Source organism: Zoogloea sp. (assembly GCF_041914405.1).
Lineage (GTDB): Bacteria > Pseudomonadota > Gammaproteobacteria > Burkholderiales > Rhodocyclaceae > Zoogloea.
The window spans coordinates 40929-62084 of record NZ_JAYSDK010000009.1 but is presented as its reverse complement, the minus strand read 5'-3'; the positions used below and the strand labels follow the sequence as shown (position 1 = coordinate 62084).

21 protein-coding genes and 1 tRNA gene are annotated in these 21156 nt (G+C 64.8%); 13 read left to right on the top strand and 9 right to left on the bottom strand.

The window, feature by feature from the left end:
• Positions 1–115: 115 nt before the first annotated feature.
• Positions 116–1240, bottom strand: a complete 1125-nt coding sequence (ftsY, locus tag ACE3RX_RS07600) for a signal recognition particle-docking protein FtsY (protein ID WP_374481958.1) — start codon at positions 1238–1240, stop codon at positions 116–118.
• Between the two features lie 162 nt (positions 1241–1402).
• Between ftsY and ACE3RX_RS07595 the strand changes: the two genes are divergently transcribed.
• The 5 genes from ACE3RX_RS07595 to ACE3RX_RS07575 are packed head-to-tail and all read left to right on the top strand — an operon-like array spanning position 1403 to position 5465.
• Positions 1403–2773, top strand: a complete 1371-nt coding sequence (locus ACE3RX_RS07595; protein WP_374481956.1) for a M16 family metallopeptidase — start codon at positions 1403–1405, stop codon at positions 2771–2773.
• 28 nt (positions 2774–2801) lie between these two features.
• A complete protein-coding gene (locus ACE3RX_RS07590; protein ID WP_374481954.1) occupies positions 2802–4142 on the top strand; it encodes a M16 family metallopeptidase in 1341 nt (446 codons plus the stop codon).
• Positions 4139–4675, top strand: coding sequence for a 16S rRNA (guanine(966)-N(2))-methyltransferase RsmD (rsmD, locus tag ACE3RX_RS07585; RefSeq protein ID WP_374481952.1), 537 nt, complete (start codon positions 4139–4141; stop codon positions 4673–4675). Before ACE3RX_RS07590 ends, rsmD begins: the two co-directional genes overlap by 4 nt.
• 31 nt (positions 4676–4706) lie before the next feature.
• On the top strand, positions 4707–5192 hold the full coding sequence (coaD, locus tag ACE3RX_RS07580) for a pantetheine-phosphate adenylyltransferase (RefSeq protein WP_374481950.1): 486 nt from the start codon (positions 4707–4709) through the stop codon (positions 5190–5192).
• 21 nt (positions 5193–5213) lie between these two features.
• Entirely contained in the window at positions 5214–5465 is a 252-nt protein-coding gene (locus tag ACE3RX_RS07575; protein WP_374481948.1) for a YfhL family 4Fe-4S dicluster ferredoxin, read from the top strand.
• A gap of 88 nt (positions 5466–5553) precedes the next feature.
• On the opposite strand, the gene ACE3RX_RS07570 is transcribed toward ACE3RX_RS07575, so the two are convergent.
• Both ACE3RX_RS07570 and mutM read right to left on the bottom strand, forming a co-directional pair.
• Positions 5554–7506, bottom strand: coding sequence for a dynamin family protein (locus tag ACE3RX_RS07570; protein WP_374482102.1), 1953 nt, complete (start codon positions 7504–7506; stop codon positions 5554–5556).
• A 104-nt stretch (positions 7507–7610) separates the two neighbouring features.
• Positions 7611–8420 (bottom strand): bifunctional DNA-formamidopyrimidine glycosylase/DNA-(apurinic or apyrimidinic site) lyase, encoded by an 810-nt coding sequence (mutM, locus tag ACE3RX_RS07565; RefSeq protein WP_374481946.1) that lies wholly within the window; start codon positions 8418–8420, stop codon positions 7611–7613.
• Between the two features lie 176 nt (positions 8421–8596).
• Here mutM and ACE3RX_RS07560 point away from each other — a divergent pair, with 176 nt between their 5' ends.
• The 8 genes from ACE3RX_RS07560 (at position 8597) to ACE3RX_RS07525 (ending at position 15918) form a co-directional block, all read left to right on the top strand.
• Complete coding sequence (locus ACE3RX_RS07560) at positions 8597–10324, top strand: tetratricopeptide repeat protein (protein WP_374481944.1); 1728 nt, start codon at positions 8597–8599, stop codon at positions 10322–10324.
• Complete coding sequence (locus ACE3RX_RS07555) at positions 10321–10893, top strand: outer membrane lipoprotein LolB (protein WP_374481942.1); 573 nt, start codon at positions 10321–10323, stop codon at positions 10891–10893. Before ACE3RX_RS07560 ends, ACE3RX_RS07555 begins: the two co-directional genes overlap by 4 nt.
• Before the next feature lies 1 nt (position 10894).
• The gene (gene ispE, locus ACE3RX_RS07550; RefSeq protein ID WP_374481940.1) at positions 10895–11755 is read left to right on the top strand and encodes a 4-(cytidine 5'-diphospho)-2-C-methyl-D-erythritol kinase; all 861 of its coding nucleotides are present in this window, start codon (positions 10895–10897) and stop codon (positions 11753–11755) included.
• Positions 11756–11773: 18 nt separating this feature from the next.
• Positions 11774–11850, top strand: a tRNA-Gln gene (locus tag ACE3RX_RS07545).
• 73 nt (positions 11851–11923) lie between these two features.
• On the top strand, positions 11924–12874 hold the full coding sequence (locus ACE3RX_RS07540) for a ribose-phosphate pyrophosphokinase (protein WP_374481938.1): 951 nt from the start codon (positions 11924–11926) through the stop codon (positions 12872–12874).
• An 89-nt stretch (positions 12875–12963) separates the two neighbouring features.
• Positions 12964–13563 carry a 50S ribosomal protein L25/general stress protein Ctc gene (locus ACE3RX_RS07535; RefSeq protein WP_374481936.1) on the top strand — a complete coding sequence of 200 codons (600 nt, stop codon included), beginning with the start codon at positions 12964–12966 and terminating at the stop codon, positions 13561–13563.
• A 30-nt stretch (positions 13564–13593) separates the two neighbouring features.
• Complete coding sequence (gene pth / locus ACE3RX_RS07530; protein WP_374481934.1) at positions 13594–14193, top strand: aminoacyl-tRNA hydrolase; 600 nt, start codon at positions 13594–13596, stop codon at positions 14191–14193.
• 102 nt (positions 14194–14295) lie between these two features.
• Positions 14296–15918 carry a methyl-accepting chemotaxis protein gene (locus ACE3RX_RS07525; protein WP_374481932.1) on the top strand — a complete coding sequence of 541 codons (1623 nt, stop codon included), beginning with the start codon at positions 14296–14298 and terminating at the stop codon, positions 15916–15918.
• A 136-nt stretch (positions 15919–16054) separates the two neighbouring features.
• On the opposite strand, the gene ACE3RX_RS07520 is transcribed toward ACE3RX_RS07525, so the two are convergent.
• The 6 genes from ACE3RX_RS07520 to ACE3RX_RS07495 all read right to left on the bottom strand — a co-directional run bounded on the left by ACE3RX_RS07520 (position 16055) and on the right by ACE3RX_RS07495 (position 20940).
• The gene (locus ACE3RX_RS07520) at positions 16055–17011 is read right to left on the bottom strand and encodes a branched-chain amino acid ABC transporter permease (protein ID WP_374481930.1); all 957 of its coding nucleotides are present in this window, start codon (positions 17009–17011) and stop codon (positions 16055–16057) included.
• Between the two features lie 22 nt (positions 17012–17033).
• Complete coding sequence (locus ACE3RX_RS07515; protein WP_374481928.1) at positions 17034–17915, bottom strand: branched-chain amino acid ABC transporter permease; 882 nt, start codon at positions 17913–17915, stop codon at positions 17034–17036.
• A gap of 113 nt (positions 17916–18028) precedes the next feature.
• A complete protein-coding gene (locus ACE3RX_RS07510; RefSeq protein ID WP_374481926.1) occupies positions 18029–19243 on the bottom strand; it encodes an ABC transporter substrate-binding protein in 1215 nt (404 codons plus the stop codon).
• Between the two features lie 36 nt (positions 19244–19279).
• A complete protein-coding gene (locus ACE3RX_RS07505; protein WP_374481924.1) occupies positions 19280–20002 on the bottom strand; it encodes an ABC transporter ATP-binding protein in 723 nt (240 codons plus the stop codon).
• A 15-nt stretch (positions 20003–20017) separates the two neighbouring features.
• On the bottom strand, positions 20018–20785 hold the full coding sequence (locus ACE3RX_RS07500) for an ABC transporter ATP-binding protein (RefSeq protein ID WP_374481922.1): 768 nt from the start codon (positions 20783–20785) through the stop codon (positions 20018–20020).
• Positions 20786–20808: 23 nt separating this feature from the next.
• Positions 20809–20940 (bottom strand): hypothetical protein, encoded by a 132-nt coding sequence (locus tag ACE3RX_RS07495; RefSeq protein WP_374481920.1) that lies wholly within the window; start codon positions 20938–20940, stop codon positions 20809–20811.
• Positions 20941–21156 lie beyond the last annotated feature (216 nt).

Sequence of the window (21156 nt, the reverse complement as noted above, 5' to 3'; positions counted from 1 at the left end):
TCTCCGCTGGAACGCGGAGCGCGGATCGCCGTGCGTCAGGCGCGCCCCGTCATTCCGGAAGAATAGGCGACAACGCGGGGCAGTGCACGCCGCATATGACGTGCGACAGGCTGGGTCAGTCGGCCTGCTCGGGGGCGCCGCCGACCGGCGTGAACAGGGCGTCCACGAACTCCTTGGCGCGGAAGGTCTGGAGGTCGTCGATCTGCTCGCCGACGCCGATGAAGCGCAGCGGCTTCGGGCTCTGGCGGGCGATGGCGGCCACCACGCCGCCCTTGGCGGTGCCGTCGAGCTTGGTGAGGACCAGGCCGGTGACACCGATGGCGGCGTCGAAGGCCTTGACCTGCTGCAGCGCGTTCTGCCCGATGTTGGCATCCAGCACCAGCAGCACTTCGTGGGGGCCGGAGGGCTCGGCTTTCTGGACGACCCGGCGGACCTTGGCGATTTCTTCCATCAGGTGCAGCTGGGTGGGCAGGCGGCCGGCGGTGTCGGCCAGCACGATGTCGATGTTGCGGGCGCGGGCGGCGTTGATCGCATCGAAGACCACGGCGGCCGGGTCGCCGGATTCCTGGGCGATGACGGCCACGCCGTTGCGTTCGCCCCAGGTCATCAGCTGTTCGCGGGCGGCGGCGCGGAAGGTGTCGCCGGCGGCGAGCAGCACGCTCTTGCCCTGGTTCTGGAAATGCTTGGCCAGCTTGCCGATGGAGGTGGTTTTACCGGAGCCGTTCACGCCCGCGATCATGATGATGTAGGGCTTGTGGCCGCTGATCTCGAGGGGCTGTTCGAGGGGGGCGAGGATGGACAGCAGCCCCTCAGCCAGCGCCCCCTGCAGCTGGTCGGCGGTTTCCAGCTTGTCGCGCTTCCAGCGCAGCCGCAGTTCCTTCAGCAGGTGCTGGGTGGCCTCGACGCCGCAGTCGGCCATCAGGAGCGTGGTTTCGAGTTCTTCGAGGAGTTCCTCGTCGATCTTGCGGCGGGAGAACAGGCTGGTCAGGTTGCCGAGGCCGCCGCCGATCTGCTCGCGGGTGCGGGACAGGCCGGCGCGCAGGCGGTCCATCCACGAGCGCTTCTTTTCGGGCTCGGGCGCCGGGGTTGCCGCGACGGAGGCCGGGGTCGGGGCCTGCTGCACCGGAGCCTGCGGGGCGGGCGCGGCAGGGATGTCCGCTTGGGGCACGGCGGCCGGCGCTTCGGGAGCCGGAGCCGGAGCGTCGCCGGGCTTGAGGGCTTTCTTGAGGAAACCAAACATGGGGTGCTGAGTCTGAAGGTGGGTCGATCGGACCGGACCACGGGGCGAAAAGGCCCGTCATGCCCGGTTGGCCGGGTCGCCGGAATGCCGCTATGATGCCGCGCCACACGCCGGCCCGCGGCCATTGTTCCTCAATTTTACCAGATGCTTCAACAGCCTATGATGAAACGCAGTTTGCGGATCGCCTCGTCCGCTGTCGCCCTTGCCGCGGCGCTGGCCGCACCGGCCTGGGCCAATCCTTACGAGGCCGTGCTTCCGAATGGAATGAAGTTGATCGTCAAGGAGGACAAGCGGGCGCCGTCGGTGGTGCATATGGTTTGGTACAAGGTGGGCGCAATGGACGAGGTGGATGGCACCTCGGGCGTAGCCCATCTGCTCGAGCACATGATGTTCAAGGGCACCAGAAAGGTCGGGCCCGGCGAGTTCAACAAGCTCGTCGCCGCAGCCGGGGGCCGCGACAATGCCTTCACTAGCCACGATTACACGGCATATTTCCAGCAGGTGCCGAAGGAGGCGCTGGGCCGCATGATGACGTTGGAAGCCGACCGCATGGCCAACCTGCAGGTGACAGAGGCTGGTTTCAGCAAGGAGATCGAGGTCGTCAAGGAAGAGCGCCGCCTGCGCACTGATGACAAGCCGCGCTCGCTGGTCATCGAGCAGTTGATGGCGACCGCCTTCCAGGCCCACCCCTATCGCCGGCCGATCATCGGGTGGATGAGCGATCTGGACAACATGACTGCCCGCGATGCCCGCGAGTGGTACCAGCGCTGGTATGTGCCCAACAACGCGACGCTGGTGGTGGTTGGCGACGTGGATCACAAGGCGGTCTTCAAGGAGGCGGAGCGCACTTATGGCCAGGTGAAGAGTCGTCCGCTGCCGCCGCGCAAGCCGCTCGTCGAACCCGAGCAGACCGGGCCGCGGCGAACCGTAGTGAAGGCTCCGGCCGAACTGCCCTACGTGGCGCTGGCCTGGCGCGCGCCGACCTTGCGCAACGTGAAGGGGGATGACGATTACTACGCGCTGCAGGTGCTGGCCGCCGTGCTCGACGGCTACGAGGGCGCCCGCCTGGCTAAGAACATCGTGCGCGGCAGCCGCGTGGCGGTGACCGCTGGCGCCGGCTACGACGGCTCGGCCCGCGGCGAATCCCTGTTCATCCTCGACGGGGCACCGGCCGCCGGCAAGACGATTGCTGACGTTGAGGCCGCGCTGCGCGCCGAGATCAACCGCATCCAGAACGAAGGCGTGTCGGACGAGGAGCTGCGCCGCGTGAAGGTCCAGGCGGTGGCCGGTCAGGTCTTCAAGCGCGACTCGCTGATGGGCCAGGCGATGGAGATCGGCATGGACGAGATGGTCGGCCTGTCGTGGAAGGACGACGACCTGATGCTGCAGCGCATCCGTGGGGTCACCGCGGCCCAGGTGCAGGCTGTGGCCAAGAAGTACTTCCGTGACGAAACCCTGACCGTTGCAGAGCTCGACCCGTTGCCGGTCGATCCCCAGGCCCGCGCCAAGGCCGGCGCGCCGCATCAACACTGAGCGCTCCCGCTTCCGAGGTGATTTTCCGATGATTTCCCGTTATCAACGTCTCGGGGCGGCGCTGGCGCTGACCCTGGCGACCCTGTCGGCCCACGCCGGCCTCAACATCCAGACCTGGACTGTCGCCGGCGGGGCCAAGGTGTTCTTCGTCGAAAGCCATGCCCTGCCCATCGTCGATGTGCAGGTGGATTTCCGCGCCGGTGGCGCCGAGGTGCCGGCCGGCAAGGCCGGCATCGCCGGGTTGACCCGCGGCCTGCTCGATGCCGGCGCAGGCAACCTCGACGAGGAGGCCATCGCCAACCGCGTCGCCGACCTGGGCGTGCAGCTCGGCGGCGATGCCGACATGGACCGGGCGTCCCTGTCCCTGCGGACCCTCAGCAATCCGGAGGAGCGCAAGGGCGCAATCGACCTGCTGGCTACGCTGATCCAGCAGCCGACCTTCCCGGCAGCCGCGGTAGAGCGGGAAAAGGCCCGCAGCATTGCCGGCCTGAAGGAGGCCGATACCCAGGCCGACGCGATCTTGGCCCGCCGCTTTGCCGCCGCTGTGTTCCCCGACCATCCCTACGGCCGTCTGCCGAGTGTCGAAACGGTGTCGTCGATTACCCGTGAAGATCTGGTGGATTTCTACAAGCGCAACTACACCGCCGCGCGGGCCGTGGTGAGCATCGTCGGTGACGTGTCGCGGGCCGAGGCCGAAGCCATCGCCAGCCGCCTGACGGGGGGGCTGCCGGCGGGAGAGGCACCGGTCGCGACGGCCAGCTCTGCACTGCCACATGGCCAGACGATCCGCGTGCCGAATCCGTCGGCCCAGGCCCACATCTCCATCGGCCAGCCTGGTATCCGCCGCGGCGATCCGGACTTCTTTCCGCTGGTGGTGGGCAACTACATCCTCGGTGGTGGCGGCTTCGTCTCGCGGCTGACCAAGGAAGTGCGCGAAAAGCGCGGTTACGCCTATAGTGTCTATAGCTATTTCATGCCCCAGCGCGACGTGGGACCCTTCGAAATCGGCCTGCAGACCAAGGGTAGCCAGGCCGATGATGCGCTGAAGGTGGTTTCGGCGACCCTCGCCGAGTTCCTTGCCAAGGGGCCGACGGAGGCGGAACTGCAGGCGGCGAAGGACAACCTGATTAACGGCTTCGCGCTGCGCCTCGATTCCAACCGCAAGATGCTGGAGCAGGTGGCGGTCATCGGTGGCTTCGGTCTGCCGCTGGATTATCTGGATACCTACCGGGACAAGGTCCGCGCGGTGACCGTCGCCCAGATCCGTGAGGCCTTCAAGCGCCATGTGTCGCCGGACCATCTGGTGACGGTGGTGGTCGGTGGCGATGGTGACAAGACCGCGCCGGTCAAGACGGGGGCTAAGCCTTGAGCCGCGTCCGAATCATCGGTGGGGAATGGCGTTCGCGCCTGATCGATGTCAGCACGGTGAAGGGCCTGCGTCCGACGCCGGATCGGGTACGTGAAACCCTGTTCAACTGGCTGGGGCAGGAACTGGACGGCCGGCGCTGCCTGGATCTGTTCGCCGGCAGCGGTGCGCTGGGCTTCGAGGCGGCATCCCGCGGCGCGGAGAGTGTGACGATGGTCGAGCAGGATGCGGTGGCTTTCGCGGCGTTGCGCGACAACGCGAAAACCCTCCAGGCAACACGTGTACAGCTTGTGCGGGGCGATGCGCTAAAATTCGCGCGCTCCGCGCCTCAGCCCTTCGATGTGGTGTTTCTCGATCCGCCATACCGGGCGGGCTGGATTGAACGGATCGCACCACTGCTGCCCGGCCTGCTGAGCAAGGACGGGCTGGCCTACGTGGAAGCGGAGCACGGGATTGAGAATATCGACGGATTGACGCGAATCAAGCACGGAACGGCCGGACAGGTGTATTACCACCTCTTCGCCGCCTGCGCCTGACGGCCGCGTGGTTTTAGGGAAGGGCGGCAGGATGAGGGACGGCATCGCGGTATATCCGGGGACTTTCGACCCCTTTACGCGGGGACACGAGGATCTGGTGCGACGTGCATCGCGCCTGTTCGAGCGGGTCATCGTTGGCGTTGCAACCAGTGGTGGCAAGGGGCCGATCTTTACCGTCGAGGAGCGGGTCGAGATCGCCAAGGAAGTGCTGGCGGCTTACCCGAACGTAGAGGTGAAGGGCTTCTCGTGCCTGCTGATGGAGTTCCTCCATCAGAACGGTGCGCGCGTCATCCTTCGTGGCTTGCGTGCGGTGTCGGATTTCGAGTACGAGTTTCAGATGGCCGGCATGAACCGCAAGCTCTATCCGGACGTGGAAACGGTTTTTCTGACCCCCTCCGACGAGTTCATGTTCGTGTCGGCGACGATGGTGCGCGAGATCGCACGCCTTGGCGGTGATGTGAGCAAGTTTGTGCAGCCCGGCGTGCTCGAGCGGCTGCGTTTGAAGATCAACAGTTAGTAACGAAGGAAGTAAAGCAAAATGGCTTTGATGATTACCGACGAGTGCATCAACTGCGACGTCTGCGAGCCGGAATGCCCGAATGGTGCCATTTCCCAGGGTGAAGAGATCTACGTGATCGACCCCAATAAGTGTACCGAGTGCGTCGGCCACTTCGATGAACCCCAGTGCCAGCAGGTCTGTCCGGTGGACTGCATCCCCTTCAATCCGGAGTTCCCGGAGAGCAAGGAAGATCTGATGGAGAAGTTCCATAAGCTGACCGCCGAGAAGTAAGCCCCGGCTCCAGCCCTCAAAAAGCAAGGCCGGACGCTCCTGTCGGAGCGTCCGGCCTTGTTGTTTTTTGGGAGAGTCTCCCCGCTGTTCAGGCTGCCAGCGCGGCTGTGGTGCCGGTGTCGGCCGGCATGCCGAGGGCTTGCTCGATCCGTCCGGACAGGGCGTTGAGCTGGCGGAGTTGCTGGACCAGCAGTTCCTCCGCCTGTTGCAGTTCGCCGACCCGGTCTTCCAGGGTATCGGTGGCCTGGTGGATGCGCTTGACGCTTTCCAGGCGGCGCTTGAGCTGCAACTGATACTCGCGCACCTGGGTTTCCAGCGGCGCCATCACCGCGCGCAGCCATTGTTCGGCATCCCGGTTGGCGACTTCGAAGGTGCGCCGTGCCTGCACGGCGACGGTTTCGAAGAACTTCTGCGTCAGGGTGTGCTTCTCGGTGGTGACGATGGTCAGCACCGTGTTGAACTGGCTGTTGAAGGCTTCTTCCAGGCGTTCGATCTCCTTCTCGTAGCGCAGCGTCGAGAAGGCGGTCGGGGCGGCCAGCTTGAGGCCGTGCTCGACGGTGAAGCGCTTGTACATGGCGTCGAGCATCTTGGAGATCTCGCCGATTTCGTCGGTGGATTTCCGGAGGTTGCCGCGCAGGTGCTCGAAGAAGCCCTTCATGGCTTCGCGCAGGCCGCGGGAGAAGGCTGCGTCGAGCATCGCCTCGCGGGTGCGGCGGGTTTCATCGCGCAGGGCGTCGAGGCCCAGGTGGCCGAACAGGTTGTTGGACAGGTTGGAGAAGACGCTGCGCACCGCGTAGTACTTCTGCAGGCCCTGTTCGAACTCGTCCTTCTCGGAGCGCACTTTGCGCATCATGTATTCGATGACGTTCTGGTTCTTGCCGCGCAGGTCGGTGAGTTCCTGCAACTGCTCGCGCAGGCCGGTGAGGCGCGCATTGAGGAGCTCGCGGCTGCGGCTGACGATGTCGTTCACGTCACCGTAGGTGTTGTCGCGGACGATGTCGCGCTTGGTCGGCAGCAACTCGGTGGACAGGGCTTCCTCGAGCTCGACGATGCGGCTCCGGGCGAGCAGGTCCTCGTCGTTATTGACCTTGGCGACGAGGCCTTTCTGTGCGGAAACCGGATAGACCTGGCTCGGGTCGATTTCCAGCGTGTCGGCGACGCTGGCCACCTGGCCGCTGATCTCCCGCTCGATGTCGGCTTCACTGCGCAGGCCATCCCACAGGCCGTCGATCTTGTTGAGGGCCACCAGGCGGCCGCGTTGGCGGCGGCCGGCGTTGACGTGCTCGCGCCAGACGGCCAGGTCGCTCTGGGTGACGCCGGTGTCGGCGGCCAGGATGAACAGCACCGCGTGGGCGTTGGGCAGCAGGTTGAGGGTCAGTTCCGGCTCGGCGCCGATGGCGTTGAGGCCCGGCGTGTCCAGGATGACCAGCCCCTGTTCGAGTAGCGGGTGCGGAAACTGGATGATGGCGTGCCGCCAGCGCGGAATCTCGATCGTGCCGTCAGCATCGGGGCGCAGGCCGGCATCACCGCTGTCATCTACCGGGAAGCCCAGATCGTCGGCCTCACTGCGGCTGACCAGGCGGGTTTCGCCGACCTGGGCGAGGGCCTGCTGGAGGCTTTCGGCCGAGCTGGTGTCGAGGGCCCGGATCTGCCATTCCTCCGGGTAGCGCTTGAGTTCGGTGATGCTGGCGTTGGTCTTGCGGCTCTCGATCGGCAGCAGGCGGATCTCCGGCCTGTCGCCTTGCTTCCACTGCAGTTCGGTCGGGCACATGGTGGTGCGCCCGGCGCTCGACGGCAGGATGCGGTTGCCATAGCCGGCGAAGAACACCGCGTTGATCAGCTCGGACTTGCCACGGGAGAACTCGGCCACGAAGGCGACGATCAGCTTGTCCTCGCGCAAGCGGTCCAGCAGGTACTGTAGGCGCAGGTCGGATTGGGCATCACCGATTTCGTTGAGGTGCAGCCATTTGCGCAACTCCTCGATCCCGGCGGCAACGTCGCCGCGCCACTGGGTGTAGGCGGAGAAGTGATCTGCAAGCATGTGGGCGTCTTTCACGGGCTTGATTCCTTGCTGGGCGCCGCTTCATCGGCACGTACGTCGAATATCCCAAGCATAAACGTGAACGCTGTCGGCAGGAACTGCTTTCAATGCTGGCAGTGTGGGCAATAGAAGGTGGCGCGCTGTCCCATGATGCGTTTGCGGATCGGTGTGGCGCACTTGCGGCAGGCTTCGCCGTCGCGGCCATAGACGAAATACTGCTGCTGAAAGTAGCCGGGCGCGCCGTTGCTGCCGACGAAATCCCGCAAGGTGCTGCCGCCGGCGGCGAGGGCGTCCTGAAGAGTTTCGCGGACGCATGCAGCGAGGCGCGCGCAGCGGCGCGGACCGAGCTCGCCGACCGGCGTGGTCGGATCAATGCCGGCGCGGAACAGGCTCTCTGAGGCGTAGATGTTGCCGATGCCGACTACGTGGGCGGCGTCCATCAGGAACAGCTTGACCGGCGTCCTGCGCTCACGGCTCGCCCGGTGAAGCCAGGCGCCGTCAAAGCTGTCGCCGAGGGGCTCGATGCCGAGCCCGGCGAGCAGCGGATGCGCGCCGTCGCCGGGTTGCCACAGTACCAGGCCGAAGCGGCGCGGGTCGCGCAGGCGTAGTGCCCGGCCACCGAAGACGATGTCCAGGTGGTCGTGCTTCTCGGGCGGATGTCCGGCGGGCACGATGCGCAGGCTTCCCGACATGCCCAGGTGCACCAGCAGGCTGCCCGTGGCAAAGCGGAAGAGCAGGTACTTGGCGCGACGCTCGACGGCCAGCAGCGGCTGGCCTGACAGGATCTCGCCAAGATCGGCTGGGATGGGGTGGCGCAGGCGGCCGTTGCGGATTATCACGGCGCTGACCGTGGCGCCTGCAAGTTCGGGGGCGATGCCCCGGCGGGTGGTCTCGACTTCGGGTAGTTCTGGCATGGGGGGTGGCGTGGGCTTGGCTTGCTTGGGGAAGGGGAAAGCGCCTAACATCCGGCGAGCCCCGAACCCTATTGTAATAGCGCGATCCAACCGGTGTCCGGGGGCCGCCGATGCAATAGCCGTCTGCCCGGCATGGCGGCTGCGGCCTTCTCCCAACACCTTGTCAGAGCCCTTCGATGAAGCCTTTCATTCGCCTCGCGCACCCGGTCCGCCTGCTGGCCGTTCTGTTGATCACGGGGGGGCTGGCGACGGCGGCGCGGGCCCAGGAGCCGGCGGCGGAGGAGCTGCCGGCGGATGTCGCCACACGCTATCCGGCGCAGCAATTGACGCCGCAGATCCTGTATCAGCTGATGCTGGCGGAAATCGCCGGCGCGCGTGGCCATCTGGCCATGTCAGCGCGCTCCTACCTCGATCTGGCGCGGCGCACGAAGGATCCGCGGATCGCCCGGCGGGCTGCCGAGGTCGCTGTCGTATCGCGCCAGGCCGAGCTGGCCACCGAGGCCTCGCGCCTCTGGCTGGAGCTTGATCCGGGTTCCCTGCAAGCCCAGCAGCTGGCCAGCGGCGCATTGGCCAACGAGGCCCGTATCGAGGAGCTGCGCGACCAGCTCGCCCGGGCGCTGGCCCAGCAGGGGGCGAACATCGGCGCCGCGCTGATGGCTCTCAACCGCGGGCTGGCCAGGATTCCCGACAAGGTGCTCATCCGGCGCCTGGTGGTCGAGTTGACTGAACCTTACCTAGACCGGGCCGAGGCGCATTTTGCCCGGGCCAATGCGGCCTTCGTCGCCGGCGATGCGGTGGCGGCAGCCCAGGCCCTGGATGGCGCGTTGGCCATCCGGCCGGACTGGGAGCAGGCCGTCATTCTGAAAGCCCAGTTCCAGCAGGAGGCCTCTCCAGGGACCGGGGTGCAGACCCTGCGTGCTTATGTAGGCTCCAATCCTGAATCCCGCGAGGCCCGCATCATGCTGGCCCGCATGCTGGTGGCCAGCCGGGCGTACGGGGAGGCCCGCGAGGAGTTCGAAACCCTGCTCAAGCGTGCGCCGGATGACCGTGATGTGCTCCATGCTGCGGGCCTCCTGGCCATGCAGCAGGGCGACCGGACCACCGCGGATGCCCACTTCCGTCATCTGCTGAGCCTCGGCTTCAGCGAGCCGGACACTATCCGCATGTACCTCGGCCAGATCGCCGAGGAAAGCAAACGCTACGACGACGCCCTCGACTGGTACAAGGCCGTGGCGCCGGGCCCGCAGTTCGTGGGCGCCCAGCTGCGCTTCGCGCAGGTGCTGGCAACCCGCGGCAAGCTGGCGGAAGGGCGCCAGCATTTGCAGGCGGCAGCCCGTGATACGCCCCAGGACAAGCTCCAGTACGTGCTCGCCGAGGCGCAGCTGTTGCGTGATGCGAACCGCGCGGAGGATGCCTTTGCGGTGCTCGACGAGGCGCTGCGCAGCGACCCCGAGAATACCGAACTGCTGTACGAGTCCGCGCTGGTTGCCGAGCGCCTCGGGCGCGTGGAGGCGATGGAGGGGCGCCTGCGCAAGGTCATCGCCCTCAAGCCCGACCAGGCCCACGCCTACAACGCCCTCGGCTATTCCCTCGTCGATCGCAAGCTGCGCCTCGACGAAGCCGAGAAGCTGATCCGCAAGGCCCTAAGCCTGCTGCCTGGCGACCCTTTCATCATCGACAGCCTCGGTTGGGCCCTGTACCGCAAGGGCGACCTGAAGGGTGCGCTGGAGCAGTTGCAGAAGGCATTTGAGCTGCGTCCCGACCCCGAGATCGCTGCTCACCTGGGCGAAGTGCTGTGGATGCTTGGGCGACGGGATGAGGCGGCCAAGACTTGGCGCGAGGCGGCCAAGGCCAATCCGGACAACACCGTGTTGGCCGACGTGATCAAGAAGTTCAAGCCGTGAAGCGGGTCTTCGTCTTGAGTCTGCTGACGCTGCTGCTTGGTGGTTGTGCGTCGCAGCCGGTACCGCCAGCGCTTTCCATGCCATCGATCGAACCCGCGCCCCTGCTGTCTCGTTTCGAGATCGACGGCCGCCTGCAGGTGAAGGATGGAGACAAGACTGCGGCTGTCGGCGTCGAATGGATGCATGCGGAGGAGGGGGACGAATGGCTGTTTTCCGGCCCCCTCGGACAGGGGCTGGCGCGCATCCAGTCCGATCCCGACGGGGCACGCATGACCCTCGCCGACGGTCGGCGCATCGAAGCGCTATCGGCGGCAGAGCTGGCCGAGCACTTGTTCGACGTGCACGCGCCGTTCGCCCAGTTGCCCCGCTGGGTGAGTGCCCGACTGCCGGGCGGGGCCGACGTCCGCGAGCGTGACGGCTTCGGCCGTCCGCTACGCGTGGTGGACCAGGGGTGGACCATTGAGTACCTCGAATACACGGGCGACAGCCCGAGCGACCTGCCGCGCAAGATCGACATCCATCGGGGTGAAACCCGGCTGCGCCTGATCATCGATACCTGGAATCCCTGAAGTGACGACTGCCCAATTCGATCCGGCTGCCACCATTCGCGTGGCTGCGCCGGCAAAGATCAATCTGTTCCTGCATATCGTCGGGCGCCGCCCGGACGGCTACCACCTGTTGCAGACGGCGTTCCGCATGCTGGACTGGGGCGACGAGATCACCCTGCGCCGCCGTGACGATGGCGTCATCGTGCGCACGACTGACATTCCCGGCGTGCCGCCGGAGTCCGACCTGGTGGTGCGGGCTGCACGGGCTCTGCAGGCCGCGACGGGCTCCACCTTCGGTGCCGAGATCGGCGTCAGCAAGCAGATCCCGATGGGGGGGGGCCTCGGTGGCGGGAGTTCGGATGCGGCTTCCGTGCTGATTGCGCTGAACCGGATCTGGGGCTGCGGTTTGTCCCGTCAGCGCTTGCAGGAAATCGGTCTCAAGCTGGGCGCCGACGTGCCTTTCTTCATCTTCGGCGAGACCGCCTTTGCCGAGGGCGTCGGGGAGGAATTGAGGCCCTTGAGTGTGCCGCCGGCCTGGTACGTAATGGTGGCCCCGAGCGTTTTCGTGCCAACTTCAGAAATTTTTTCTGATCCCCTGTTGACACGCGATAGCGAAATCCTAATAATGCAGGCCTTCGCAACGCACACAACGCGAAACGACATGCAGGCAACAGCATGCAGGAAGTTTCCGGAAGTGGCTGAAGCGCTAAGCTGGTTGTCGCAGTATGGGGCAGCAAGAATGAGCGGTTCAGGGGCTTGTATCTTCGCCCCCTTCGATTCGAAGGAGGTAGCGGATCAGGTTCTAGCCAAAGCCCCGCAGGGCTTGAAGGTCTGGGTAGCCGAAGGGCTCGACAGACACCCCCTGCAGAGCTGGGTTGTGTAAGTAGCGAAAACGATTTCTTGGGGAGTCGCCAAGTTGGTCAAGGCACCGGATTTTGATTCCGGCATTCGAAGGTTCGAATCCTTCTTCCCCAGCCAAATTATGCGGGCAGGCCAAAAACCTGCCCGTTTTGTTTTAAGCTGTTCTACATCGCAGTAACGAGAGGTGATCATGGCTTCGGGCAGCCTGATGGTTTTCACCGGCAACGCCAACCCCAAACTGGCCGCAGATGTGGTGCGCCGCTTGGGCAAGTCTCTGGGTTCCGCCACTGTAGGGCGTTTCTCCGACGGCGAAGTCAATGTCGAACTGCTGGAGAACGTGCGTGGTAAGGACATCTTCGTCCTCCAGCCGACCTGCGTTCCCACCAACGACAACATCATGGAACTGCTGATCATGGTCGACGCGCTGAAGCGCGCGTCTGCCGGCCGGATCACCGCAGCCATTCCCTATTTTGGTTACGCTCGTCAGGATCGCCGTCCGCGCTCCGCCCGCGTGCCCATCACCGCCAAGGTGGTGGCCAACATGCTGCAGGCGGCCGGTGTCCAGCGCGTTCTGACCGTCGATCTTCACGCCGACCAGATCCAGGGCTTCTTCGACATTCCGGTGGATAACATCTACGCAACCCCGGTGTTGCTGGATTACCTGGAAAAGCAGAAGTACGACGACCTGATGGTTGTGTCGCCGGACGTTGGTGGCGTTGTTCGCGCCCGGGCCTTTGCCAAGCGCCTCGAGTGCGATCTGGCGATCATCGACAAGCGTCGTCCGAAGGCCAATGTCTCCGAGGTGATGAACATCATTGGTGAGGTCGAAGGCCGTACCTGCGTGATCATGGACGACATCGTCGATACCGCTGGTACCCTCTGCAAGGCCGCGCAGGCCCTCAAGGAAAACGGCGCAAAGCGCGTGCTGGCCTACTGTACCCACGCGGTGCTGTCCGGCCCGGCGATCAGCCGCATCAACGAGTCCGATCTCGATGAACTGATCGTCACCGACACCATCCCGCTGTCCGATGAGGCCAAGGCCTGCGGCAAGATCGGTTCGGTGTCCATCGCCGACCTGCTGGCAGACACGATCCTGCGGATCAGCAACGAAGAGTCGGTCAGTTCGCTCTTCACCGAGTAAATCGCCAAGTTTTGAGCCGGTGGGTGTAAGCCCGCCGGCTTTTTTCAGCCTGTCTGGTCGCGGACAGGCTTTTTACTGGAGTAGTACTAATGACCATTCAATTCAATGCCAAGTCGCGCGTTCAGCAGGGTTCGAGTGCGAGCCGCCGCCTGCGTCGTGCCGGCAGCGTGCCCGCCATCGTGTTCGGTGGCTCCGCCGCTCCCCAGCAGATCGAAGTCGATCACAACGAGATCTACCACGCTCTGCGCAACGAAGCCTTCCACTCCTCCGTGCTGAGCCTGGTGCTCGACGGCGCTGCCCAGGCCGTGATCCTGAAGGACACCCAGTGGCACCCGTACAAGCAGCAAGTCCTGCACCTGGACTTCCAGCGCGTTGACGCCACCCACAAGATCCACGTCAAGGTGCCCCTGCACTTCGTGAACGCCGAAATCGCCCCGGGCGTGAAGCTCGACGGTGGCATCGTGTCCCACGTGCTGACCGAAGTCGAACTCGAGTGCCTGCCGGGTGACCTGCCCGAGTTCATCCAGGTTGACCTGAAGGATCTGGCTTCCGGCCACTCCCTGCACGTCTCCAACCTCGTCCTGCCGGCCGGCGTCAAGGCGCTGACCCATGGTGAAGACCCCGTCGTGGCGACCATCCTGGCCGTCCGCGGTGGTTCCGACGAGGCTGCCGAAACTCCGGCTGCCTGATTCTCTCCGGGATTGCGAGGTCGTTAACGCATGAGCCAGCTTGCACCGAAGCTCGTCGTCGGCCTCGGCAACCCCGGTGCGGAATACGCTGAAACCCGGCATAACGCCGGGTTTTGGTTTTGTGAGCGCCTGGCTCGAGAGCTTGGCACCAGCTTCAGCAAGGAAGCCCGCTTCCATGGCCTGGCTGCCAACGCCCGAAACGAAGGCGTGTGGTTGCTGATGCCGCAGACCTTCATGAACCGCTCCGGCCAGTCGGTGGCTGCGTTGGCGCGTTTCTATCGCATTGCACCCGCCGAGATACTGGTGGTGCATGACGAACTCGATATTCCTCCCGGCCAGTTGCGCGTCAAGTTTGGCGGCGGCCTGGGTGGCCACAATGGCCTGAAGGACATCACTGCCCACCTGGGTACCCAGGACTTCTGGCGCCTGCGGATCGGCATCGGCCATCCTGGCGACCGCAACGAAGTCGTCAATTTCGTCCTCAAGCCGCCCCGGCGCGAAGAGTCGGCCCTCATCGACGAATCCATCGATCGTGCCCTGTCGGCCTGGCCGCTGATCGCGCGAGCCGACTGGAACGGCGCAACCCAGCGTCTCAATACCCGCCCCGCAGCGCCCAAAGCCCCTCGCTGATTTGCCGCGAGGCTTAAAGCCCGCGGAGCCTTTGCCGTATACCTCTCATAGACAACAATCGACCGGATATCAAAGATCCGGCATTAATCTGGGGTGGTAAGCATGCGCAAGCTATCGGATACGCCGATCTGGTTACGTCTGACGGGGGCGATCTGGCTGATGCTGGTGATCGCATGGGGGGGAATGATCGCGTGGGAGTCCCGCGTTAATCGGGATATTGCGATCGCGCAGGCGGAAGATTTCGCCCACAGCATCCACGAAATGACCATGGCCGGCCTGACCGGCATGATGATCACCGGCACCGTGGGGCAGCGGGAGGTCTTTCTCGACCAGATCAAGCAGCTGTCGGTGATCCGCGATCTCGAAGTGATTCGTGCCGATGCGGTCAGTAAGCAGTTCGGCCCCGGCAACCGCAAGATGCCGGCCCTCGACGACGATGAAAAGCAGGCCTTGAGCAGCGGAAAGGCCATGGTTCGGGTCGAGCACGGCAACGGGAGCGGTGAATACCTGCGGGTCGTCAAGCCGGCGCTGGCGTCTACCAACTACCTGGGCAAGAACTGTACGGCCTGTCATCAGGTGGCGCCGGGCACGCCGCTGGGCCTGGTGAGCATGAAGATCTCCCTCGATCGCGTCAATGAGGCGGTGGACACCTTCTTGTGGAAGAGCATCGTCAGTGCGCTGGTGGTCTCCCTGCCGCTGATCGCCTTCGTGATGTTCTTCATCCGGCGTTTCGTCGTGAATCCCCTCACCGAGATGAACAACAGCCTTGCCGAGATCGCCAAGGGTGAGGGAGACCTGACCCGTCGCTTGGCGGTGGCGGGCCAGGACGAGATCGGCAAGACCGCGTCCACCTTCAACGAGATGCTCGGAACGATCGCCCAACTGGTGCGGCATGTGTCCGAATCGGCTGCGCGGGTGACCAGTTCGGCCCATCAGCTGTCCGCCAGCGCCAAGCAAGTGGCGGACGGCTCACGCCGTCAGAACGAGCAGTCGATGAATGCCGCTGCGTCGGTGGAGCACATGGCGGAGAACATCGCCAATGTGGCAGCGAGCGCCGAGCGGGTGCACCAGCGCTCCCAGGAGAGCCTGAAGCAGGCGGAGGAAGGCAGCCGGACCCTCGACTCCCTGGTGACCGAAGTCAGCCATGCGGAGAGCGCGGTGCGGGAGATGGCGTCGTCGGTGGAACAGTTCGTCGAGTCCACCACCGCGATCACCACGATGACTCAGGAAGTGCGCGACATCGCCGAGCAGACGAACTTGCTGGCCCTCAATGCCGCCATTGAGGCCGCGCGGGCCGGCGAGCAGGGGCGGGGCTTCGCTGTGGTGGCTGATGAGGTGCGCAAGCTGGCCGAGAAGTCCGCCCGCTCCGCCGGCGAGATTGATGCGGTCACGTCGCGTCTCAGCAAGCAGTCGGTGGCGGTGCGTGAATCCATCCAGCAGGGGCTGGAGCATTTGGCATCCAGTCGTGAGGCGGTAGCTACGGTATCCAGCGCGATCACCGCCGGCAACGAGTCGGTGGTGGCGGTCGGGCATGGCCTCGACGAGATCGCGGAGGCGACCGAGCAACAACGCTCGGCCAGCGCCGCTGTGGCGGAGAGCATCGAGTCGATTGCCGCGATGGCGCGGGACAACAACGAGGCCGTCGAGTCCACGGCCCGCGCGGCCCAGGACATGGAAAGCCTCGCCAGCCAGCTGCAGCAGACGGTGTCGCGCTTCCGGGTATGATCCTGCGCGGACGGCGGCAGCCGCTCGGCGGGAGCGGGGGCCGGCGGCGACTGACACCACCGAGCGCAAAAAAGGCGGCCGCCCTGGCCGCCTGACCGTTCTGCCGTCAATCCGTCAATCCGGCCGGTGAGCAGCCTCAGCGGATGCCGGCGCGCTGAATAAGCGCCTGGATCTCGCCGACGATGCCGCGCCGGAAGGCCAGCACGCAGACGACAAAGATCGCCCCCATGATCACCGTCACCCAGGAGCCGACCTTGTCTGCCAGCTCGTTCTGCAGGCTGACGATTGTCGCTGAGCCGACCGCCGGGCCGAGGATGGTGCCGAGGCCACCGAGCAAGGTCATTAGAACCACTTCGCCAGAGGTGTGCCAGTGCACATCCGACAGGGAGGCGAGCTGGAAGACCAGGGTCTTGGTCGCTCCGGCGAGGCCTGCCAGGGAGGCCGAGATCACGAAGGCCAGCAGCTTGAATCTGGCCACGTCGTAGCCGAGGGAGACTGCCCGCGGCTCGTTCTCACGGATGGCCTTGAGGATCTGCCCGAAGGGCGAGTGGATCGTCCGGTAGATGATGAAGAAGCCCAGGCTGAACACTGCATACACCAGGTAGTACATGGCGATGTTGTCCGACAGGTCTATGACGCCGAACAGGTGGCCGCGGGGCACGCCCTGCAGGCCGTCCTCGCCGCCGGTGGCCGGCACCTGCAGGACCAGGAAGTACACCATCTGCGCGAGGGCCAGGGTGATCATCGCGAAGTAGATGCCGGTACGGCGGATCGCCAGAATGCCGAACAACCAGCCGAGTAGGCCGGCGCTGGCGGTGCCGGCCAGGATGCCCACCTCGGGTGAGACGCCCGAATCGCGCACCAGCAGGCCGCACACATAGCCGGCCGTACCGAGAAAGGCCGCATGGCCGAAGGACAGCAGGCCGGCGAAACCGAGCAACAGGTTGAAGGCGCTGGCGAACAGCGCGAAGCAGAACAGCTTCATCAAGAAGGTCGGGTACACCGCGAAGGGGGCGAGCAGGCCGACGATGAAGAGGCCGGTGTACAAGACCTCGGTCTTGACCAGCGCGCTGGGCTGAGCGGGAGAGTTCACGCTGACTCCTGGTTTCCGTGGATCAGGCCTTGCCGAACAGGCCCGCAGGCCGCACTAGCAGGACGATGACCATGATGACGAAGACGACGACGGCGGAAGCTTCGGGGTAAAAGACCTTGGTCAGGCCCTCGATGAGGCCCAGCCCGATGCCGGTGACGATGGATCCGAGGATGGAGCCCATGCCGCCGATCACCACCACCGCGAAGACCACGATGATCAGGTTGGAGCCCATCAACGGATTGACCTGGAACACCGGCGCGGCGAGCACGCCGGCGAAGGCCGCCAAGGCCACGCCGTAGCCGTAGGTGAAGGTGATCAGCAGCGGCACGTTGATGCCCAGCGCCTGGACGATCTGCGGGTTCTCGGTGCCGGCGCGAAGGTAGGCGCCAAGGCGGGTCTTCTCGATCATGAACCAGGTGCCGAAGCACACCGTCAGCGACGCGACGACGACCCACGCGCGATACAGCGGCAGGAACATGAAACCCAGATGGATGCCGCCGGAGAGGGCTTCCGGCACCTCGTAGGATTCACCGGAGATGCCGAACTGGTCGCGGAAGATGCCTTCGATGATCAGCGCCAGCCCGAAGGTGAGCAGTAGGCCGTAGAGGTGGTCCAGCTTGTAGAGCTTGCGCAGCATGGTTCGCTCGAGGATCACGCCGAGCAGGCCGACCAGCAGCGGCGCAGCGATCAGCGCGACCCAGTAGTTGACCTCGAACTTCGTCAGGGCCAGCCAGGCGATAAAGGCGCCCATCATGTACTGCGCGCCGTGGGCGAAGTTGATGATGTTGAGCAGGCCGAAGATGATCGCCAGCCCGAGGCTGAGGACCGCATAGAAGGATCCGTTGATCAGCCCGACCAGCAGCTGGCTGCCGAGCAGGGCCGTCGGGACGCCGAAGATTTCCATTGGGCACTCCAGTCCTGGTATCGCGTTGGGCTACCAGACAAGGTTTGGGGAAGCGGTCCCCGTGGGGGCGAATTCATTCGCTCCCACGGGATCCTCCCACAGGGCCGGCGCGATTACTTCTTGACCAGCGCGCAGCGTGACAGGGACAGCGGCTGGAAGGCCTCCGCTGCCGGAATCACCTGGCGCACGTTGTAGTAGTCCCACGGGTACTTGGATTCGGACGGTTTCTTCACCTGCATCAGGTACATGTCATGCACCATGCGGCCGTCTTCGCGGATCTGGCCGTTCTTGGCGAAAAAGTCATTGATCGGCGTCTTCTTCATCTGGGCCATGACCTTCTTGGTGTCGTCGGTGCCGGCTGCCTTGACCGCCTTCAAGTAGTGGTAGATCGATGAGTACTGGCCGGCCTGGACCATCGTCGGCATCTTCTTCTGTACGCTGAAGAAGCGCTTCGACCAGGCGCGGGTTTCGTCATTGAGATCCCAGTAGAAACCTTCTGTCAGGTACATGCCCTGGGTGGACTTGAGGCCCAGTGCGTGGACGTCGGTGATGAACATCAGCAGGCCCGCCAGGGACTGGGTCGGCGTGATGCTGAACTCTGCGGCCTGCTTGATGGAGTTGGTGGTATCGGCCCCGGCATTGGCAAGGCCGATGACCTGGGCACCGGAGGCCTGCGCCTTGAGCAGATAGGATGAGAAGTCCGAGCCGGGGAAGGGGTGGCGGACCGAGCCGAGCACCTTGCCGCCATTGGCGGTGACCACCGCCGAGGCATCCTTCTCAAGCGCCTGGCCGAAGGCGTAGTCGGCGGTGATGAAGAACCAGCTCTTGCCGCCCTGCTTGGTCACCGCCTTGGCGGTGCCGTTGGCGAGGGCGTAGGTATCGTAGGTGTAATGCACCGACACGTCGTTGCACTGCTCGTTGGTGATCGGTGTTGAGCCGGGGCCGTTCATGATCGCGATACGGTCCTTCTCCTTGGCGACCTTCATCACCGCCAGCGCGGTGGAGGTGGTGACCAGCTCGGTGGCGGTATCCACGCCTTCACGCTCGAACCATTCGCGGGCTTTGTTGGAGGCGATGTCGGCCTTGTTCTGGTGGTCGGCGGTGACCACCTCGATCTTGAAGTTCGGTTTTTCCTTGGCGATGAAGTCCTCGACGGCCATCTTGGTGGCCAGCACCGCACCGGAACCGGCCAGGTCGGAATAGGTGCCGGACAGGTCGGTGAGTACACCGATCTTCACCACCCCGCCGGAAATCTGAGCGTGAGCGCCGACGGACAGGGTGGCGAGGGCGGCGGCACAGGCCAGGCTCATCGTCTTCTTCATGCTCATGTCTCTCACTCCTTCTGCTTATCGTGTGTTGGGGGTTCAGACGCCCAGGGTCTGGTGCAGCCAGTCCATGCGGCCGGGCAGTTCTTCCTTGCTGATCGTGGCGAGGATTTCGCCGTGCTCCAGCACGTAGTGGCGGTCGGCCAGCGGCGCGGCGAAGCGGAAGTTCTGCTCCACCAGGATGATCGTGAAGCCGCGTGCCTTGAGCTCGTTGATGACCTCGCCGAGTTTCTTGACGATGACCGGCGCCAGCCCTTCGGTGATCTCGTCGAGCAGCAGCAGCTTGGCGCCGGTGCGTAGCACGCGGGCCATCGCGAGCATCTGCTGCTCGCCGCCGGACAGCTTGGTGCCGGGGCTGTTGCGGCGTTCGAGCAGGTTGGGGAACATCGCGTACAGTTCGTCCACCGACATGCCACCGCTGGCCACCTGGGGCGGTAGCAGCAGGTTCTCTTCGGTGGAAAGGGACGCGAAGATGGCGCGTTCCTCGGGTACGTAGCCGATCCCGTAGCGGGCCATGCGGTGGGTTGGTTCGGCGATGACTTCCTTGCCGTTCACCATGATCGAGCCGCTGCGCCGGCCCACCAGACCGAGGATGGACTTGAGGGTGGTCGACCGGCCGGCGCCGTTCCGGCCGAGCAGCGTGACGCACTCGCCGCGCCCGACATGCAGGTCGATGCCGTGCAGGATGTGGGATTCGCCGTAGAACGCGTGCAGGTCGCGGATGCGCAGCATCTCGGGCTTCGGGTCGAAGGCGCTGGTCATGGGGCGGGCTTCCGGTCAGTGGTGGGCGTCGTGCATGTCGGCCGAGCCCACGTAGGCTTCGAGCACCTGCGGGTTCTTGGAGACCTCCTCGTAGGGGCCTTCGGCGAGGATGCTGCCACGCTGCAGCACGGTGATGCGGTCGCACAGGTTGGCGACTACCGACAGGTTGTGCTCGACCATCAGGATCGTGCGGTCGGTGGAAACCTTGCGGATCAGTGCGACGACCCGGGCGATGTCCTCGTGGCCCATGCCCTGGGTCGGTTCGTCGAGAAGCATCATCGTCGGCTCCAGCGCCAGCGTCGTGGCGATCTCCAGTGCGCGCTTGCGGCCATAGGGCATTTCCGCCGTGACGGTGTCGGCGAAGCCGGCCAGATCCACCGATTCCAGCAGTTCCATTGCGCGGCTGTTGAGCACGTCGAGGCTCTTCTTCGAACGCCAGAAATGGAATTCGGTGCCGAGCTTCTTCTGCAGGCCGATGCGTACGTTTTCCATCACCGTCAGGTGCGGGAAGGTTGCCGAGATCTGGAAGGAGCGCACCAGCCCGCGACGGGCGGTGGCAGCCGGGGCCTCGCGGGTGATGTCCTGCCCGTCGAAGTGGATTGTGCCGCGGGTCGGTGGCAGGAACTTGGTGAGCAGGTTGAAGACGGTGGTCTTGCCGGCACCGTTAGGCCCGATCAGCGCGTGGATGTGGCCGCGTCGGACTTTCAGATCCACATTGGAAACGGCCGTGAAGCCCTTGAACTCCTTGGTCAGACCACTGGTTTCCAGGATGTATTCGCTCATGGGACCTCCCGCAGCGTGGCGGATCAGCGTTTCGTCGGGAGGGTGCGGCGGGCGCGGGCTGGAATGAGGCTCCGCTGCGTCTCGATCAAGCGGCGGGCCAGCCGCGCGGCGAGAATGAGGGTGATGATCGTCGCCAGGATGGGCAAGGGGCTCATGGCGGGGTCTCCGTATCGGTATCGTTATGTCAGCTAGCCTAGGGCCGGACCTTGTCCACAGCGTTGCTCAAATGTAACGAATGTTGCGATATGCCAGCTGGGCGCTTCCATCGCGGAGCGCCTTGACTGGCGCCAAGAAGGCTTCGCAGCCGGGATGCGGGGACGGTGATGGAATACCCGAACGGCGTAGGCTGAGCCGCGGGCTTCCCACATCCG

What these genes read in the sequence shown, in the direction of transcription:
- ftsY (WP_374481958.1), bottom strand. Translation starts at nt 1,240, where the DNA reads ATGTTTGGTTTCCTCAAGAAAGCCCTCAAGCCCGGCGACGCTCCGGCT.
- ACE3RX_RS07595 (WP_374481956.1), top strand. Translation starts at nt 1,403, where the DNA reads ATGAAACGCAGTTTGCGGATCGCCTCGTCCGCTGTCGCCCTTGCCGCG.
- ACE3RX_RS07590 (WP_374481954.1), top strand. Translation starts at nt 2,802, where the DNA reads ATGATTTCCCGTTATCAACGTCTCGGGGCGGCGCTGGCGCTGACCCTG.
- coaD (WP_374481950.1), top strand. Translation starts at nt 4,707, where the DNA reads ATGAGGGACGGCATCGCGGTATATCCGGGGACTTTCGACCCCTTTACG.
- ACE3RX_RS07575 (WP_374481948.1), top strand. Translation starts at nt 5,214, where the DNA reads ATGGCTTTGATGATTACCGACGAGTGCATCAACTGCGACGTCTGCGAG.
- ACE3RX_RS07570 (WP_374482102.1), bottom strand. Translation starts at nt 7,506, where the DNA reads ATGCTTGCAGATCACTTCTCCGCCTACACCCAGTGGCGCGGCGACGTT.
- mutM (WP_374481946.1), bottom strand. Translation starts at nt 8,420, where the DNA reads ATGCCAGAACTACCCGAAGTCGAGACCACCCGCCGGGGCATCGCCCCC.
- ACE3RX_RS07560 (WP_374481944.1), top strand. Translation starts at nt 8,597, where the DNA reads ATGAAGCCTTTCATTCGCCTCGCGCACCCGGTCCGCCTGCTGGCCGTT.
- ACE3RX_RS07540 (WP_374481938.1), top strand. Translation starts at nt 11,924, where the DNA reads ATGGCTTCGGGCAGCCTGATGGTTTTCACCGGCAACGCCAACCCCAAA.
- ACE3RX_RS07535 (WP_374481936.1), top strand. Translation starts at nt 12,964, where the DNA reads ATGACCATTCAATTCAATGCCAAGTCGCGCGTTCAGCAGGGTTCGAGT.
- pth (WP_374481934.1), top strand. Translation starts at nt 13,594, where the DNA reads ATGAGCCAGCTTGCACCGAAGCTCGTCGTCGGCCTCGGCAACCCCGGT.
- ACE3RX_RS07525 (WP_374481932.1), top strand. Translation starts at nt 14,296, where the DNA reads ATGCGCAAGCTATCGGATACGCCGATCTGGTTACGTCTGACGGGGGCG.
- ACE3RX_RS07515 (WP_374481928.1), bottom strand. Translation starts at nt 17,915, where the DNA reads ATGGAAATCTTCGGCGTCCCGACGGCCCTGCTCGGCAGCCAGCTGCTG.
- ACE3RX_RS07510 (WP_374481926.1), bottom strand. Translation starts at nt 19,243, where the DNA reads ATGAGCATGAAGAAGACGATGAGCCTGGCCTGTGCCGCCGCCCTCGCC.
- ACE3RX_RS07505 (WP_374481924.1), bottom strand. Translation starts at nt 20,002, where the DNA reads ATGACCAGCGCCTTCGACCCGAAGCCCGAGATGCTGCGCATCCGCGAC.
- ACE3RX_RS07500 (WP_374481922.1), bottom strand. Translation starts at nt 20,785, where the DNA reads ATGAGCGAATACATCCTGGAAACCAGTGGTCTGACCAAGGAGTTCAAG.
- ACE3RX_RS07495 (WP_374481920.1), bottom strand. Translation starts at nt 20,940, where the DNA reads ATGAGCCCCTTGCCCATCCTGGCGACGATCATCACCCTCATTCTCGCC.